Genomic DNA, 15,632 nt, shown 5'->3' on the forward strand with positions numbered 1-15,632 from the left:
CGGGTCCCGCTACTTGATCAAGTAGATCGTGGCGAAGAGGCCGATCCAGACCACGTCGACGAAGTGCCAGTAGTAGGACACGACGATGGCGGCGGTCGCCTGCTCGTGGGTGAACCTCTTCGCCGCGTAGGTGCGGCCGAGGACGAACAGGAAGGCGATGAGGCCGCCTGTCACGTGCAGACCGTGGAAGCCGGTGGTCAGGTAGAACACCGAGCCGTACGGGTCGGAGGACAGCGAGATGCCGTCCTTCTTCACCAGCTCCGTGTACTCGTAGATCTGACCGCCGATGAAGATCGCACCCATGATGAAGGTGACGATGAACCAGCCACGGAGCTTCTTCACGTCCCCGCGCTCGGCCGCGAACACGCCGAGCTGGCAGGTGAGTGAGGAGAGCACCAGGATCGTGGTGTTCGTCGCGGAGAAGGGCACATTGAGCGCATGCGCCATGTGCTTCCAGTGATCCGGTCCGGTCACCGAGCGGAGGGTGAAGTACATCGCGAAGAGGGCCGCGAAGAACATCAGCTCGGAACTCAGCCAGATGATGGTTCCGACGCTGGTGAGGTTCGGCCGGTTGACCGACGGGTGCGCGTGCCCAGTTTCTACTGTCGTTGCTGTCGCCACGACCGACATTATGTCGGTCGCTTATCCCGCCCTCACTCCGGGGGGTGCCGTTCGGAGTGTTGCTGCCCGCCGAACCGGTGTTGACGTGGTGTTCATGGGCGCTTTGACCGGAGTAAGCTCCGCCCGAACGGCCCTGTCCGTCCCGTCCGTACGACGCCGACGTCCCGGAGGAACAATGCAGCCGACCGCCACCGTGCTGGTCTACAGCGACGACTCCAACACCCGCGAGCAGGTACGGCTGGCAGCCGGACGCAGGCCCGCTCCTGACGTCCCCTTGGTCGAGTTCGTGGAGTGTGCGACGCCCGCGGCGGTGCTGCGCGAGCTGGACCGGGGCGGCATCGACGTGTGCGTGCTGGACGGCGAGGCCGTGCCGGTGGGGGGCATGGGGGTGTGCCGGCAGATCAAGGACGAGGTGTTCAACTGCCCGCCGGTGCTGCTCCTGATGGGCCGGCCGCAGGATGCGTGGCTGGCCACGTGGAGCCGTGCCGACGCCGCGGTCACCCTGCCGGTGGATCCCGTCGAGTTCGCCTCCTCGCTCGCCTCTCTGCTGCGGCGTGAGCGGTTGTTGAGCGCCTAGCGGCCCGGGGCGCGGGGGCTTCGGCGCGCGTACCGGTGCGCCGTGGCTCCTCGCGCCCACGCGGCGGTGGCCGCGCGCCGGAAGGAGCCCCGCGCCTCCGCGGGGCGTGTTCAGAACGCCGCCGGCTGCAGGCGTGCCACGTCTCCGGGGGCCTGGGCACCCGTCTTCGCGTTCGCCAGCGCGCTGCCCTTGCTCCACTTCTTCCAGTCGACGTTCCAGTCGCCGAAGCCGTTGCCGAAGGGTTCCATCGCCCGGCCGTTGGAGTTGACGACCTTGACGATGTCGCCGTCGCGGACGGTCTTGAAGAACCACTGGGCGTTCGACGTACTCATGCCCGTGCAGCCGTGACTGACGTTCGCCGAGCCCTGTGATCCCACGGACCAGGGTGCGGCGTGGACGTACTCGCCGGACCAGGTCACCCGGGTGGCCCAGTAGACCAGCAGGTCGTAGGAGTCGGAGGTGCCCTCGGCGATGCCGATCGTGGTGCCGCGCATGCGTACGAGGTACTGCTTGTCCAGGACGACCTTGACGCCGTTGCGGGTCTCGAAGCCGGGCCTGCCCGTGGTGACCGGGATCCGGTTGATCTGCGCGCCGTTGCGGTAGACCGTCATCTGGTGCGCGGCGGCGTCCGTGAGGGCCTCGATCCGGTCGCCCGTGGTGATCTTCAGCGGCTTGGCAGGACCACCCCACAGCCGGTCGCTGATCTTGATGCCGTCCAGGTTGCTGTGCACCGAGATGGCGGTGTGGGCCGGCCAGTACTCCTTGGGCCGGTAGTGGAGTTCCTTGCCGCTGACCCAGTACCAGGAGCCCTGCACCTCCGGCGTGGAGTCCACTTTGAGGGCACGCTCGATGACGGCGCGCTGCCCCTTGTCCTTGACCTCCTGGTCGAGCTGGGCCGTGATGGGCTGTCCGACCCCGTATTCGCCCGCCTGCGGGCCGAACGTGACGGTCAGCCGCTTACGGGTGGTGGGATTGCTGGTGTCGAACGTGAGGACCTTGCGGCCGGGCGCGCCGTCGTCGTCCTCGGTGCTCACAGCGACCGTGTAGTGGGCGTTGGCGGCCAGCGGAGAGGTGCTGTGCCACCGGCTGCCGTCGGCGGCGAGTTCGCCCGCCACGTAGCGCCCTGTGGCGTCCTGGACGGTCACGTCGGTGATCCGGCCGTCGTCGTCGTTGACGGTGATCTCCAGGGGCTTGTCCGGATCGACTCGTTTCCCCTCACCGGCGGGGCCGCTGAAGGAGATCAGGTCCGCTGCGTCGTACGGCCTGGCCGACAGGGGATTACCGTCCGAACCGCAGGCGGTGACGCCCGCGCCGAGGGCGGTCACCAGCAGCGTGCAGCTGACGACGGTGCGGGTCCGCGGAGTGTGGTTCATACGATCACGCTATGAGGCGTTCACCCCATTTGCGCGGCGTGTAACCCGTACGAGGGATCGACACTGCTCCACATGAACGACCCTTCCTGTGGAAAAGCCGGGAGCCCGGACCCCCCTGACGGGGGATCCGGGCTCCCGGTGCGCGTTCGCGTGTGCTACTGGGTGCGGTTCTCACCGTGGTAGTACTCGAACACCCAGCCGAACAGGCCGATCATGATGATCGGGGCGGCGAAGTAGATCAGCCACCAGCCGACCGCGATGCTGAGGAAGGCGATCGCACCGCCGAAGCCCAGCATGAGCGGCTGCCAGCTGTGCGGGCTGAAGAAGCCCAGCTCGCCCGCGTCGTCCGCGACATCGGCCTCCATGTTGTCCTGGGCGCCCGCGTCGACCCGCCGGGCGGTGAAGCCCAGGTAGAAGCCGATCATGACGCTCAGGCCGAAGGCCAGGAAGAGCGCGGTGGTTCCGGCCGGCTCCTTCGACCACACGCCATACACGATGGCCATGATCAGGATGAAGACGCTCAGCCAGATGAACATCCGACCCTGGATCTTCACTTGCCGGCCTCCTTGCTGCCCGCGATGGCGGTGCCGTGACCGGCGTGCTCGAGCTGCTCGAGCGCGGCGATCTCAGGGTGGTGCAGGTCGAACGCCGGGGATTCGCTGCGGATCCGCGGCAGGGTGACGAAGTTGTGCCGCGGCGGCGGGCAGGAGGTCGCCCACTCGAGCGAACGGCCGTAGCCCCACGGGTCGTCGACGTCGACCTTCTTGCCGTACTTGGCCGTCTTCCACACGTTGTAGAGGAACGGCAGGATCGACAGGCCGAGGAGGAAGGAGCTGATGGTCGAGACCGTGTTCAGGGCGGTGAAGCCGTCGGCCGCCAGGTAGTCGGCGTAACGACGCGGCATGCCCTCGGCGCCCAGCCAGTGCTGGACCAGGAAGGTGCCGTGGAAGCCGATGAACAGCGTCCAGAAGGTGATCTTGCCGAGGCGCTCGTCCAGCATCTTGCCCGTCATCTTCGGCCACCAGAAGTGGAAGCCGGAGAACATCGCGAAGACGACCGTACCGAAGACCACGTAGTGGAAGTGGGCCACCACGAAGTACGAGTCGGAGACGTGGAAGTCCATCGGCGGCGAGGCCAGGATGACACCGGTCAGACCACCGAACGTGAAGGTGATCAGGAAGCCGGTCGCCCAGAGCATCGGCGTCTCGAAGGACAGTGAGCCCTTCCACATCGTGCCGATCCAGTTGAAGAACTTCACACCGGTCGGTACGGCGATCAGGAAGGTCATGAAGGAGAAGAACGGCAGCAGCACACCACCGGTGACGTACATGTGGTGCGCCCACACCGTCACGGACAGACCGGCGATCGAGATGGTCGCGGCGACCAGACCCATGTAGCCGAACATCGGCTTACGCGAGAAGACCGGAATGACCTCGGAGATGATGCCGAAGAACGGCAGCGCGATGATGTACACCTCTGGATGGCCGAAGAACCAGAAGAGGTGTTGCCACAGCAAGGCTCCGCCGTTTGCGGCGTCGAATACATGGGCGCCGAATTTTCGGTCCGCCTCCAGGGCGAACAGCGCGGCCGCGAGGACCGGGAAGGCGAGCAGGACCAGGACGGCGGTCAGCAGCACGTTCCACACGAAGATCGGCATGCGGAACATGGTCATGCCCGGAGCACGCATGCAGATGATCGTGGTGATGAAGTTGACCGCGCCGAGGATGGTGCCGAAGCCGGAGAAGGCCAGACCCATGATCCACATGTCGGAGCCGATGCCCGGCGAGCGGACCGCGTCCGACAGCGGGGAGTAGGCGAACCAGCCGAAGTCGGCCGCGCCCTGCGGGGTGAGGAAGCCGCCCACCGCGATGGTCGAGCCGAACAGGTAGAGCCAGTAGGCGAACATGTTCAGCCGCGGGAACGCCACGTCCGGCGCACCGATCTGCAGCGGCATGATCCAGTTGGTGAAACCGGCGAACAGCGGCGTCGCGAACATCAGCAGCATGATCGTGCCGTGCATCGTGAACGCCTGGTTGAACTGCTCGTTCGACATGATCTGCAGGCCCGGACGGGCCAGCTCGGCGCGCATCAGCAGCGCCATCACGCCACCGATCAGGAAGAACGCGAACGAGGTGACCAGATAGAGCGTGCCGATCGTCTTGTGGTCGGTGGTCGTCAGCCACTTCACCACGACATTGCCGGGCTGCTTGCGCCTGACCGGCAGCTCGTTCTCGTAAGAGTCCTCAGCTGCCGCGGCACCCTGGGGTTCGTTGAGGATGCTCACAGGTTGTTCGTCTCCCGGTTCTTCTCGTGGCTCGTCTGCGCGATGCCGGCGGGAATGTAACCGGTCTGCCCCTTCTTGGCGAGGTCCTTGAGGTGCGCCTCGTACGCTGCCGGGGAGACGACCTTCACGTTGAACAGCATCCGGGAGTGGTCGACGCCGCACAGCTCGGCGCACTTGCCGAGGAAGGTGCCCTCATGGTTCGGGGTCACCTGGAACGAGTTGGTGTGGCCCGGGATGACGTCCATCTTCATCAGGAACGGCACCACCCAGAAGGAGTGGATGACGTCACGAGAGGTGAGGACGAAGCGGACCGTCTTGCCCTTGGGCAGCCACAGCGTCGGACCGGGGTTGCCCGTCTGCGGGTTCTTCGAGGCGGGCGTACCGACGTCGTAGACACCGCCGGCGTTCACCGGGAAGTCCTTCTTGAACCGGTCCGGAATGGCGTCCAGGTTCTTGTCGGTCTTGGCGTCGCCGGAGACACCGGGGACGTTCTCGACGTAGTTGAAGCCCCAGCTCCACTGGAAGCCGACCACGTTGACCGTGACGTCGGGCTTCTTGGAGAGGTCCAGGAGCTTCGACTCGTCCCGGGCCGTGAAGTAGAAGAGCACCGAGATGATGATGATCGGGACCACCGTGTACAGGGCCTCGATCGGCATGTTGTACCGAGTCTGCGGAGGTACTTCGACCTTGGTGCGGCTGCGCCGGTGGAAGAAAGCACTCCACAGGATCAGGCCCCACACCAGCACGCCGACGGCGAGCGCGGCAGCCCAGGAGCCCTGCCACAGGGAGAGGATCCGCGGAGCCTCTTCCGTGGTCGGGGTGGGCATACCAAGGCGGGGGAAGTCCTTGTATGTGCAACCGGTAGCGGTCGCCAGGACCAGGCCCGCGGTCATTGCCTGCAGCAGCTTCCGCCGCATCGGGCGCCGCGGCGAGCGGTCGGAGCCGTTGGGACTCACGTAGCGCCTTCCCGAGAGTCTCGCCCGCGCGGTCGGCTGCGGCCTTCTCGCTGGTCGGTCGCCGCCCTGCGTCGGGCAGGGGTTTGGATGTTTATGCGGACCAAACCCTAGCCGACGCCCTCCGGGGGTTCGCGGGGAGGGGGGCATACGCGCTAGGGGTCACCCGAAAGCGCCTAGCGGCTCGGGTGGTTTCGGTGCGTTTGCGACCGCGGCACCGGGTCATGGCTGGTCGCGCAGTTGCCCGCGCCCCTGGGGAGTTGTGGCCGACGCAAGTCTTACCGTTGCTGTGTGTCCTACTTCGACGCTGCCTCCGCCGCACCTCTCCATCCCGTCGCCCGTCAGGCGCTTTTGGCCTCCCTGGACGACGGATGGGCGGACCCTGCCCGGCTCTACCGAGAAGGGCGCAAGGCGCGGATGCTGCTCGACGCCGCCCGCGAGGCGGCCGCGGAGGCCGTCGGGTGCCGGGCGGACGAGGTGGTGTTCACGTCGTCCGGGACGCGGGCCGTACACACGGGCGTCGGGGGAGCGTTGGCCGGCCGCCGACGGGTCGGACGCCACCTGATCGTGTCGTCCGTCGAACACTCCTCGGTGCTCCATTCGGCGGAGGTGTTCGAGTCGGACGGCGGGACCGTCACCCAAGTGGCCGTGGACCGGGCCGGAGCCGTCGATCCCGCCGCCTACGAGGCCGCGCTGCGCGAGGACACGGCGCTGGCCGTGCTCCAGTCGGCCAATCACGAGGTGGGGACCGTGCAGCCGGTGGCGGAGGTCGCCGGGGTGTGCCGGGCGGCCGGGGTGCCGCTGCTGGTGGACGCGGCGCAGTCGCTGGGGTGGGGGCCGGTCGAGGGCGACTGGTCGCTGCTGACGGGCAGTGCGCACAAGTGGGGCGGCCCGTCGGGGGTCGGGCTGCTCGTGGTGCGCAAGGGGGTGCGCTTCGCCGTCCAAGGCCCGGCCGACGAGCGGGAGTCGGGGCGGGCCGCGGGGTTCGAGAACATCCCGGCGATCGTGGCCGCCGTGGCCTCGCTGCGCGCGGTACGGGCCGAGGCGGCCCAGGAGGCGGTACGGCTGCGGGAGCTGACGGCACGGATCCGGACCCGGGTGCCGCAGCTGGTGCCGGACGTGGAGGTGGTGGGCGACCCGGAGCGCCGGGTGCCCGGGATCGTCACGTTCTCCTGTCTCTATGTCGACGGAGAGGCCCTGCTCCACGAACTGGACCGCGAGGGCTTCGCCGTGTCCTCCGGATCGTCCTGTACGAGCAGCACGCTGACGCCGAGCCATGTGCTCAAGGCGATGGGTGTGCTGAGCGAGGGCAATGTCCGGGTGTCCCTGCCGCCGGGCACCGCCGAGGCGGACGTGGAGCGCTTCCTGGAGGTACTGCCGGGCACCGTGGCGGGCGTCCGCGAGAAGCTGGGAGCCCCGGCCCCCGCGAAGGCCGTACCCGCCGAGGAGGCCGGCGAAGTCGTCGTCGACTCCCTCGGCAGGCGCTGCCCGATCCCGGTCATCGAACTGGCCAAGGTGTTCGGGGGCGTGCCGGTGGGCGGCACGGTCCGCGTCCTGTCGGACGACGAGGCCGCCCGGCTGGACATTCCGGCGTGGTGCGAGATGCGGGGGCAGGAGTACGTGGGGGAGGAGCCGGCGGAGCGGGGCTCTGCCTATGTGGTGCGGAAGGTGAGCTGAGCGGGTCCGGGAACCAAGGCCCCCGGACCCCGGCGCCGCCTCAGCCCAGGCAGGTCTGGACCTCCTCGGCGGCCGACTGCCCGTACGCCTTGGTGAACCGCTCCATGAAGTGCGCGCGGCTCAGCTGGTACTCCTGTGTGCCGACCGTCTCGATGACCAGCGTGGCGAGCATGCACCCGACCTGGGCCGCCCGCTCCAGCGAGACACCCCACGCCAGGCCCGACAGGAACCCCGCGCGGAAGGCGTCGCCGACGCCCGTGGGGTCGGCCTTGCGCTCCTCCTCCGGGCAGCCGACCTCGATCGGGTCCTCGCCGACGCGCTCGATGCGCACGCCGCGCGAGCCGAGCGTGGTGACGCGGTGGCCGACCTTGGCCAGGATCTCGTCGTCGCTCCAGCCGGTCTTGGTCTCGATGAGGCCCTTCTCGTACTCGTTGGAGAACAGGTACGTCGCCCCCTCCATCAGCACGCGGATCTCGTTGCCCTCCATACGGGCGATCTGCTGGGAGAAGTCGGCGGCGAACGGAATGCTCCGGGAGCGGCACTCCTCCGTGTGGCGGAGCATGCCCTCCGGATCGTCGGCGCCGATGAGGACGAGGTCGAGGCCGCCGACGCGGTCCGCGACGGTCTTGAGCTCGATGAGGCGGGCCTCGCTCATCGCGCCCGTGTAGAACGAGCCGATCTGGTTGTGGTCGGCGTCGGTGGTGCACACGAAGCGGGCGGTGTGCAGGGTCTCGGAGATACGGACCGACTCGGTGTCCACGCCGTGCCGGTCGAGCCAGGCGCGGTACTCGTCGAAGTCGAAGCCGGCGGCGCCGACCAGGATCGGCCTGGTACCGAGCTGGCCCATGCCGAAGGCGATGTTGGCGGCGACGCCACCACGGCGCACGTCGAGGTTGTCGACCAGAAAGGAGAGCGAAACCGTGTGCAGCCGGTCCGCGACGAACTGGTCGGCGAAGCGGCCGGGGAAGGTCATGAGGTGGTCAGTGGCGATGGAGCCGGTGACTGCAATGCGCACGACGGGAAATCTCCTGCGGGAGGCTGGATTGACAGTTCACGCTACCCGCTCGGGCGAGACCGCTGTAGCTGGCAAAACTACCCGATAGTAGAGCTTTCTTCGCACCCCCGACCGTGCTTACGGTGCCGTCATGACGAACCTCAAGGTCCACTCCCCCGCCCCGGCCGACCTCGAGGGCGACCTCGCCGCGCTGCGTGTCGACTGCGCGCGGATGGCGCCGCACTGGGCGGTGCCGCCGCACGCCGCGCCGCGGCCGGTGCCGCCGTCCCTGATCCACGGGGTGAGCGTGCCGGCGCGCTCCGCGCGGCTGCTGGACGCGATGTCCGACTACGGCGACTGACACGCCGGGCGCGTTCACCGGGAACCGCGCGCTCCCCGCCCGCGTCCCATCGCCGTCCCCCACGCGGGGGAGGCGGGATACGACCGCGGGACACGACCAGCGAGGAGCGATGCGGTGAACACCGAGCGACCCGAGGACCGCACGCCGACGACCGGGACGACGGACGGCGCGCAGGGCGCGGACAGTGCGCAGGGTGCCGACGGCGAGCACGGCGGGCGGCGTCGGTCCCGGTTCGTCGTCGTCTCCGTGGCCGCCGCCGTGCTGCTGGTCGGCGGCGGTGGCGCGCTGCTCGCGGCGAGCAGTGGCGCAGGCGGCCGTACGGGCGGCCCCGGCGCGGCCGGCGGGGGCGGCACTCCCCAGCCGCTCGCCCTGGACGGCTGGAGCGCGAACGGCGTCGCCGTGGGCGAGCCGGACCCCTACGGCGCGACGTACGTGGCCCACGGCGAGCTGCCCGCCGGCCCTGGTTCCGCGCCGGTGTACGCCCCGGCGGGTGCGGTCGGCAAGGACGCGGTGGCGCGCCTGGCCCGGGCGCTCGGCGTCGGTGCGACGCCGGTGGCCGAGGGCGGGATCTGGCGGGTCGGCGGCAAGGACGGCACCGGACCGAGCCTGACGGTGAACCGGGACGCGCCCGGCAGCTGGACCTTCAGCCGGTACGCGCCGGGCACCGACGACTGCAGGAAGGGCGTCCTGTGCACGCACGACCCGATGGGCCCGGCGGGCTCAGCGGTGAGCGTGTCCAGGGCGACCTCGGCCGCTGCGCCGGTGCTCAAGGCGGCCGGGCTGGACGGCGCGAAGGTCGACGCGAGCCAGGTCATGGGCGTCCAGCGGGTGGTCAACGCCGATCCGGTGGTCGGCGGGCTGCCGACGTACGGCTGGACGACCGGCCTGACCGTGGACCGGCAGGGCCGGGTCGTGGGCGGTCACGGGCTGCTGGGGACGCCGGTGAAGGGTGCCACGTACCCCGTGCTGAGCGCGGCGAGGACGCTCAGGCAGATGAACGCGGCGCCCAGGAGCGACCACCGGATGGGGATCGGCGGCTGCGCTTCCCCGGTACCGCTCAAGGACCACGGGGAGCAGCTGTGCGGTGCGTCCTCCGCCACGCCCGGGCCGGCGGACGCGGCCACGGGCGGCACGACGGTCACCGTCGACAAGGCGGTGTTCGGGCTGGCCGCGCACTCCGTGGCGGGGCGGCAGACGCTGGTGCCGTCCTGGCTGTTCGAGGTGCGGGACGGCGCGGGGAGCAGCGCGTACACGGTGACGTACCCGGCGGTCGATCCCGCGTATGTGGCGTCGGCGACGACTCCCTCGGCGGGGGGAACCGTGGGGACCGGGACGGCACCCAAGTCGCACACCGTGAAGGTCGAGGGCTATGCGTCCGACGGCAGGGAGCTGACGGTGAGCTTCTTCGGCGGGGTGTGCGCCGACTACACGGCGGCGGCGAAGGAGAGCGGCGGGAAGGTGACCGTCACCGTCACGGAGCACCCCTGGCCGGACAAGGTGTGCGTGCTGATCGCCAAGGAGTACGTGAAGACCGTACGGCTGGACGCACCGCTGGGCGGACGGACGGTGGTCGGCGCGGACGGCGGGCGGATCCCCCCGGCCAAGGCGGGGGCGCTGCGGCCGGTTGCGGCGCTGCGGACGCGCTAGGTCGAGGACGTACGACGAAGGCGGCGGCCCCTTGCAAGGGGCCGCCGCCTTTCTCAGGCCGTCAGGCTGCGGGCCGTCGGCTCAGCTGAAGGAGTCGCCGCAGGCGCAGGAGCCGGTCGCGTTCGGGTTGTCGATCGTGAAGCCCTGCTTCTCGATGGTGTCCACGAAGTCGACGGTGGCGCCGCCCAGGTACGGAGCGCTCATGCGGTCCGTGACGACCTTGACCCCGCCGAAGTCCTTCACCACGTCGCCGTCGAGCGAGCGCTCGTCGAAGAAGAGCTGGTAGCGCAGGCCGGAGCAGCCGCCGGGCTGAACGGCGACGCGCAGCGCGAGGTCGTCGCGGCCTTCCTGGTCGAGCAGGGCCTTGACCTTGGCCGCGGCGGCGTCGGTCAGGATGATGCCGTCGGTGACGGTGGTGGTCTCGTCCGATACGGACATCTACATCTCTCCCGGGTTGTACGGAGACTGCTTGCCGACGAGTGCAACCGGCGCTTCCGCGGATTCATTCCGGGCCGGGCAGTCGCGTTGTCGCGTTTTCGTTCTCTTCTTCATGCTCGCACATGCCCCTGGAGGCCGACAGCGGCCCGTGGAGGGAGCCGAGCGGGATTCACGTCACATCGACGTTATGGCCATCGTCAAACTGACATGAAGCGGATATGATAGATAGCGTCAGTTAGACGAAAAGAAGAAAGGGTGCGTGTCGTGACCACCGCCCAGACCCCGGATCTCGACGTACAGCCGACTCCGCTCGCCCTGCTGCTGCTCGGCCGTGAGGCCGACCCCAAGAGCGAGCGGGGCGTCGAGTGCCCCGGTGACCTGCCCTCGCCCTCCGACCCCGACCTGGTGAAGCGCGCCCGCGCGGCCAAGGAGAAGCTCGGGGACAAGGTCTTCGTGCTCGGCCACCACTACCAGCGCGACGAGGTCATCCAGTTCGCCGACGTCACGGGTGACTCGTTCAAGCTGGCCAGGGATGCGGCCGCGCGCCCGGACGCCGAGTACATCGTCTTCTGCGGTGTGCACTTCATGGCCGAGTCCGCGGACATCCTCACCTCCGACGACCAGAAGGTCGTCCTGCCCGACCTCGCCGCCGGCTGCTCGATGGCCGACATGGCGACGGCCGAGCAGGTCGCGGAGTGCTGGGACGTGCTGACCGAGGCAGGCGTGGCCGAGCAGGTGGTGCCGGTCTCGTACATGAACTCCTCCGCCGACATCAAGGCGTTCACCGGCAAGCACGGCGGCACGATCTGCACCTCGTCCAACGCCAAGCGGGCCCTCGACTGGGCCTTCGAGCAGGGCGAAAAGGTGCTCTTCCTGCCCGACCAGCACCTCGGCCGCAACACCGCCGTCCGCGACATGGGCATGTCCCTGGACGACTGCGTGGTCTACAACCCGCACAAGCCGAACGGCGGACTGACGGCGGAGCAGCTGCGGGCTGCGAAGATGATCCTGTGGCGGGGGCACTGCTCGGTGCACGGCCGCTTCAGCCTGGACTCGGTGAACGACGTCCGCGAGCGCATCCCCGGTGTGAACGTCCTGGTCCACCCCGAGTGCAAGCACGAGGTCGTGGCCGCGGCGGACCACGTCGGCTCGACCGAGTACATCATCAAGGCTCTCGAGGCAGCGCCGGCCGGTTCCAAGTGGGCCATCGGCACGGAGCTGAACCTGGTCCGCCGCCTGGCGAACCGTTTCGCTCCCGAGGGCAAGGAGATCGTCTTCCTCGACAAGACGGTCTGCTTCTGCTCGACCATGAACCGCATCGACCTGCCCCACCTGGTCTGGGCCCTGGAGTCCCTGGCCGAGGGCACCCTGGTCAACCGCATCGAGGTCGACAAGGAGACAGAGGCCTTCGCCAAGCTGGCCCTGGAGCGCATGCTGGCCCTGCCGTAGGTCTCCTCACGACAGGGCTGAGGCCCGGCTCCCCGAGGGGAGCCGGGCCTCAGTGGTGTTCGCGGACGGTGTTCGCGGACGGTGTTCGCGGACCGAGGGAGTGCGCAGACCGACGGCGTTCAGACGCCGGCCGGTTCCAGCACCTCGGGCTCGCGGTCCTGCTGCTTCGCCGCGCGCTTCTTCGCCCGGCGCTCCTTGCGCAGCTCCACCATCGCGTAGAGCGTCGGCACCAGCAGGAGCGTCAGCAGGGTGGACGTGATCAGGCCGCCGATGACGACCACCGCCAGCGGCTGGGCGATGAAGCCGCCCTCGCCCGTGACGCCGAGCGCCATGGGAAGCAGGGCGAAGATCGTCGCCAGAGCCGTCATCAGGATCGGGCGCAGCCGGTGCCGGCCGCCCTCGATCACGGCCTCGACCACGCCGTGGCCCTGTCGGCGGTACTGGTTGATCAGGTCGATCAGCACGATCGCGTTGGTCACCACGATGCCGATCAGCATCAGCATGCCGATCATCGCCGGAACGCCCATCGGGGTACCGGTGGCGACCAGCAGACCGATCGCGCCCGTCGCGGCGAACGGGATCGACACCAGCAGGATCAGGGGCTGCACCAGCGAACGGAACGTCGCGACCAGCAGCATGAAGACGATCGCGATCGCCGCCAGCATGGCCAGGCCCAGGTTCTTGAACGCGTCGTTCTGGTCGGAGGTGACACCGCCGATCTCGGCCGTGGCCCCCGCCGGGAGCTTGAGTGCCTTGATCCTCGACTGGAGCTTGGTGCTGATCGCGCCGGTGTTGTCACCGGTCGGCTTGGCCGTGACGGTCGCTGCGCGCCGGCCGTCGATGCGGGTCAGCGACACCGGGCCGTCCACCAGCTGCACCGTGGCGATGTCACCGAGCCTGGCCGGGCCGATGCGCAGGTTCTTCAGCTGGGCCAGGGTGGTGGCGGGCTCGGCCGACCGCACCACGACATCGCGCTCGGTGTCGTCGAGGACCGCCTTCGCCGCCGTCGTACCGCGCACCGCCTGGGCGACCATCGCGCCGAGCTTCTGGTCGTCGAGGCCGGCTGCCGACGCCTTGGCGTTGGCCTGCACCGAGATCCGCGGCACGCTCGTCGACAGATCGCTGGTGACGTCCGTGACGCCGTCCAGGCCGGCGACCGTGGAGCGGACCTGCTCGGCCGCCGTGCGCAGCGCCTGCGGATCGGCGGCCTTCACCACGACGCTCAGGTCCTGGTTGCCGAAGCCGTCACCGGCCGACACCGTGGTCGTACCGATGCCCTGGAGCTTCTTCAGCCCGTCCTCGAGGTGCTTTTGGACCTCGTCGTACGACTTCGAGTCCTTGAGCATGACCTGGTAGGAGGCCTGGTTGGTGTCGGTGCCGCCGCCGAAGGCCGCCATGAAGCCGGAGGAGCCGACGGTGACCTGGTAGTCCTTCACGCCCTCGGTGGAGGCGATCAGCTTCTCCACCTTCTTCGCCTGCGCGTCCGTGGCCGCGAGGCCGGTGCCGGGCTTCAGCTCCTGCTTGACGGTGATGACTTCCTGCTCGCCCTGGTCGAAGAAGTTGGTCTTGAGCAGGCCGCCCATGCCGAACGTGACGACGAGGACCACGATCGCGATCAGGACGCTGGTCAGGCGGCGGCGGGTGGCAAAGCGCAGCACGGGGACGTAGGCGCGCTGCAGGCGGCTGTTCGCCTCCTTCTCCTCGGCCCGCCGGCGAGCCTCGTCGGCGTCCTCGGGGGTGCCCTTGGGCGCACGCAGGAACCAGTACGACAGGACCGGGACGACCGTCAGCGAGACGAGCAGCGAGGCCAGCAGGGCCGCCGTCACCGTGATGCTGAACGAGCCGAACAGGGCGCCCACCATGCCGCCGACCAGGCCGATCGGCAGGAAGACGGCGACCGTGGTGAGGGTGGAGGAGGTGACCGCGCCGGCCACCTCGCGCACGGCGCTCAGGATCGCCGCCTGCCGCTCCTCGCCGTAGCCGAGGTGGCGCTTGATGTTCTCCAGGACCACGATCGAGTCGTCGACGACCCGGCCGATGGCGATGGTCAGCGCGCCCAGCGTGAGCATGTTCAGGGACAGGCCGCGCGTCCACAGCACGATCAGTGCGAGGACGACGGACAGCGGGATGGAGACCGCCGTCACCAGCGTCGAACGGATCGACGCGAGGAAGACCAGGATGACGAGGACCGCGAAGAGCAGGCCGAGCGCGCCCTCGGTGGTCAGGCCCTTGATGGACTTGGAGACGGCCGGGCCCTGGTCGCTGACGACCGTGAGCCTCGCGCCGGAGCCGAGCTGCTCACGCAGGCCGGGCAGCTTGTCCTTGACCGCGCCCGAGATGGTGACCGCGCTGCCGTCGTGGTCCATGGTCACGTTGACGGCGAGGCTGGGCCTGCCGTCGGTGCGGGTGATGGAGTCGGCCGGGGCGGGCTGCTCCTTGACGGTGGCCACGTCACCGAGGCGTACCGGCCCGCCGCCGCTCCCGCCGGTGACCGTCAGGTCCTGGATCTGCTTCAGCGAGGTGAAGCCGCCGCCGACCTGGACGGTGCGGCTCACGCCGTCCTCGTCGAAGGAACCCGCCGGGACGGTCGCGCCTCCCGCCTGCAGGGCCTGGCCGAGCGCGGCGGAGGTGAGACGCGCCCGGGCGAGCTTCGCGTCGTCCGGGGTGACCGTGACCTGGAGGTCGCGCACACCGGTGACCTGGACGCGGCCGACGCCGGAGATGTCCTTGAGGGCCGGTACGACGGTCTTGTCGAGCTGGTCGGCCAGGGCCTGCTGGTCCTTGCCGGAGGTGGCGGCGAGGACCACGGTCGGCATGTCGTCGGTCGAGCCGGAGACGACCTGCGGGTCGACATCGGTCGGAAGCTGGTTGCGGGCCCGGTTGACGGCCTGCTGGACGTCCGAGACGAGCTGCTTGGTGTCGTTGCCGTAGTCGAAGGACGCCATGATCACGGCGTTGCCCTCACTGGCGGTGGAGGTGACCGACTTGACGCCGTCCACACCCTGGAGGTTGTTCTCGATCGGCTCGACGACCTGCTTCTCGACCACATCGGGCGAGGCACCCTGGTACGGCGCGATCACCGACACCATGGGCAGGTTGATGGTGGGCAGCAGCTGCTGCTTGATCTGGGGTATCGCAATCAGCCCGAAGACGAGCGCGACAAGCGACATCAGGCCGATCAGGGCCCGTTGCCGGAGGCTGAATCTCGACAGCCAGGACATGGATCAAGGTCTCTCTTCTGGGAGCGGCAGACCCCAT

13 protein-coding genes are annotated in these 15,632 nt (G+C 69.1%); 5 read left to right on the forward strand and 8 right to left on the reverse strand.

Going from position 1 to position 15,632, the window contains the following annotated elements:
- Positions 1-9: 9 nt before the first annotated feature.
- On the reverse strand, positions 10-630 hold the full coding sequence (ctaE, locus tag GQF42_RS13740) for an aa3-type cytochrome oxidase subunit III (RefSeq protein ID WP_053653891.1): 621 nt from the start codon (positions 628-630) through the stop codon (positions 10-12).
- Between the two features lie 166 nt (positions 631-796).
- Between ctaE and GQF42_RS13745 the strand changes: the two genes are divergently transcribed.
- Positions 797-1,198: a DNA-binding transcriptional response regulator gene (locus tag GQF42_RS13745; protein WP_158919919.1), complete on the forward strand. Its 402-nt coding sequence runs from the start codon at positions 797-799 to the stop codon at positions 1,196-1,198.
- Between the two features lie 110 nt (positions 1,199-1,308).
- Here the strand turns inward: GQF42_RS13745 and GQF42_RS13750 are convergent, their stop codons facing one another.
- The 4 genes from GQF42_RS13750 to ctaC all read right to left on the reverse strand — a co-directional run bounded on the left by GQF42_RS13750 (position 1,309) and on the right by ctaC (position 5,811).
- A complete protein-coding gene (locus GQF42_RS13750) occupies positions 1,309-2,571 on the reverse strand; it encodes a L,D-transpeptidase (RefSeq protein ID WP_158919920.1) in 1,263 nt (420 codons plus the stop codon).
- 155 nt (positions 2,572-2,726) lie between these two features.
- Complete coding sequence (locus tag GQF42_RS13755; RefSeq protein ID WP_158919921.1) at positions 2,727-3,125, reverse strand: cytochrome c oxidase subunit 4; 399 nt, start codon at positions 3,123-3,125, stop codon at positions 2,727-2,729.
- Entirely contained in the window at positions 3,122-4,855 is a 1,734-nt protein-coding gene (gene ctaD, locus GQF42_RS13760) for an aa3-type cytochrome oxidase subunit I (RefSeq protein WP_158919922.1), read from the reverse strand. The genes GQF42_RS13755 and ctaD overlap by 4 nt, the downstream gene beginning before the upstream one ends.
- On the reverse strand, positions 4,852-5,811 hold the full coding sequence (gene ctaC / locus GQF42_RS13765) for an aa3-type cytochrome oxidase subunit II (RefSeq protein WP_158919923.1): 960 nt from the start codon (positions 5,809-5,811) through the stop codon (positions 4,852-4,854). Before ctaC ends, ctaD begins: the two co-directional genes overlap by 4 nt.
- A 288-nt stretch (positions 5,812-6,099) precedes the next feature.
- Between ctaC and GQF42_RS13770 the strand changes: the two genes are divergently transcribed.
- Positions 6,100-7,485 carry a cysteine desulfurase/sulfurtransferase TusA family protein gene (locus GQF42_RS13770; RefSeq protein WP_158919924.1) on the forward strand — a complete coding sequence of 462 codons (1,386 nt, stop codon included), beginning with the start codon at positions 6,100-6,102 and terminating at the stop codon, positions 7,483-7,485.
- Positions 7,486-7,525: 40 nt separating this feature from the next.
- Here GQF42_RS13770 and GQF42_RS13775 read toward each other — a convergent pair whose 3' ends face one another.
- The gene (locus GQF42_RS13775; protein WP_158919925.1) at positions 7,526-8,500 is read right to left on the reverse strand and encodes a carbohydrate kinase family protein; all 975 of its coding nucleotides are present in this window, start codon (positions 8,498-8,500) and stop codon (positions 7,526-7,528) included.
- A gap of 130 nt (positions 8,501-8,630) precedes the next feature.
- Here GQF42_RS13775 and GQF42_RS13780 point away from each other — a divergent pair, with 130 nt between their 5' ends.
- Both GQF42_RS13780 and GQF42_RS13785 read left to right on the forward strand, forming a co-directional pair.
- Positions 8,631-8,840, forward strand: coding sequence for a hypothetical protein (locus GQF42_RS13780; RefSeq protein WP_158919926.1), 210 nt, complete (start codon positions 8,631-8,633; stop codon positions 8,838-8,840).
- 114 nt (positions 8,841-8,954) lie between these two features.
- Positions 8,955-10,487 (forward strand): hypothetical protein, encoded by a 1,533-nt coding sequence (locus tag GQF42_RS13785; protein ID WP_233273340.1) that lies wholly within the window; start codon positions 8,955-8,957, stop codon positions 10,485-10,487.
- Between the two features lie 81 nt (positions 10,488-10,568).
- Here GQF42_RS13785 and GQF42_RS13790 read toward each other — a convergent pair whose 3' ends face one another.
- Entirely contained in the window at positions 10,569-10,925 is a 357-nt protein-coding gene (locus GQF42_RS13790; protein WP_030340884.1) for an iron-sulfur cluster assembly accessory protein, read from the reverse strand.
- Between the two features lie 264 nt (positions 10,926-11,189).
- Here GQF42_RS13790 and nadA point away from each other — a divergent pair, with 264 nt between their 5' ends.
- Positions 11,190-12,374 (forward strand): quinolinate synthase NadA, encoded by a 1,185-nt coding sequence (nadA, locus tag GQF42_RS13795; protein WP_158919927.1) that lies wholly within the window; start codon positions 11,190-11,192, stop codon positions 12,372-12,374.
- 119 nt (positions 12,375-12,493) lie between these two features.
- Here the strand turns inward: nadA and GQF42_RS13800 are convergent, their stop codons facing one another.
- Entirely contained in the window at positions 12,494-15,595 is a 3,102-nt protein-coding gene (locus tag GQF42_RS13800) for an efflux RND transporter permease subunit (RefSeq protein WP_158919928.1), read from the reverse strand.
- Between the last annotated feature and the right edge of the window lie 37 nt (positions 15,596-15,632).

The organism is Streptomyces broussonetiae, from assembly GCF_009796285.1.
Classification (GTDB): Bacteria; Actinomycetota; Actinomycetes; order Streptomycetales; family Streptomycetaceae; genus Streptomyces; species Streptomyces broussonetiae.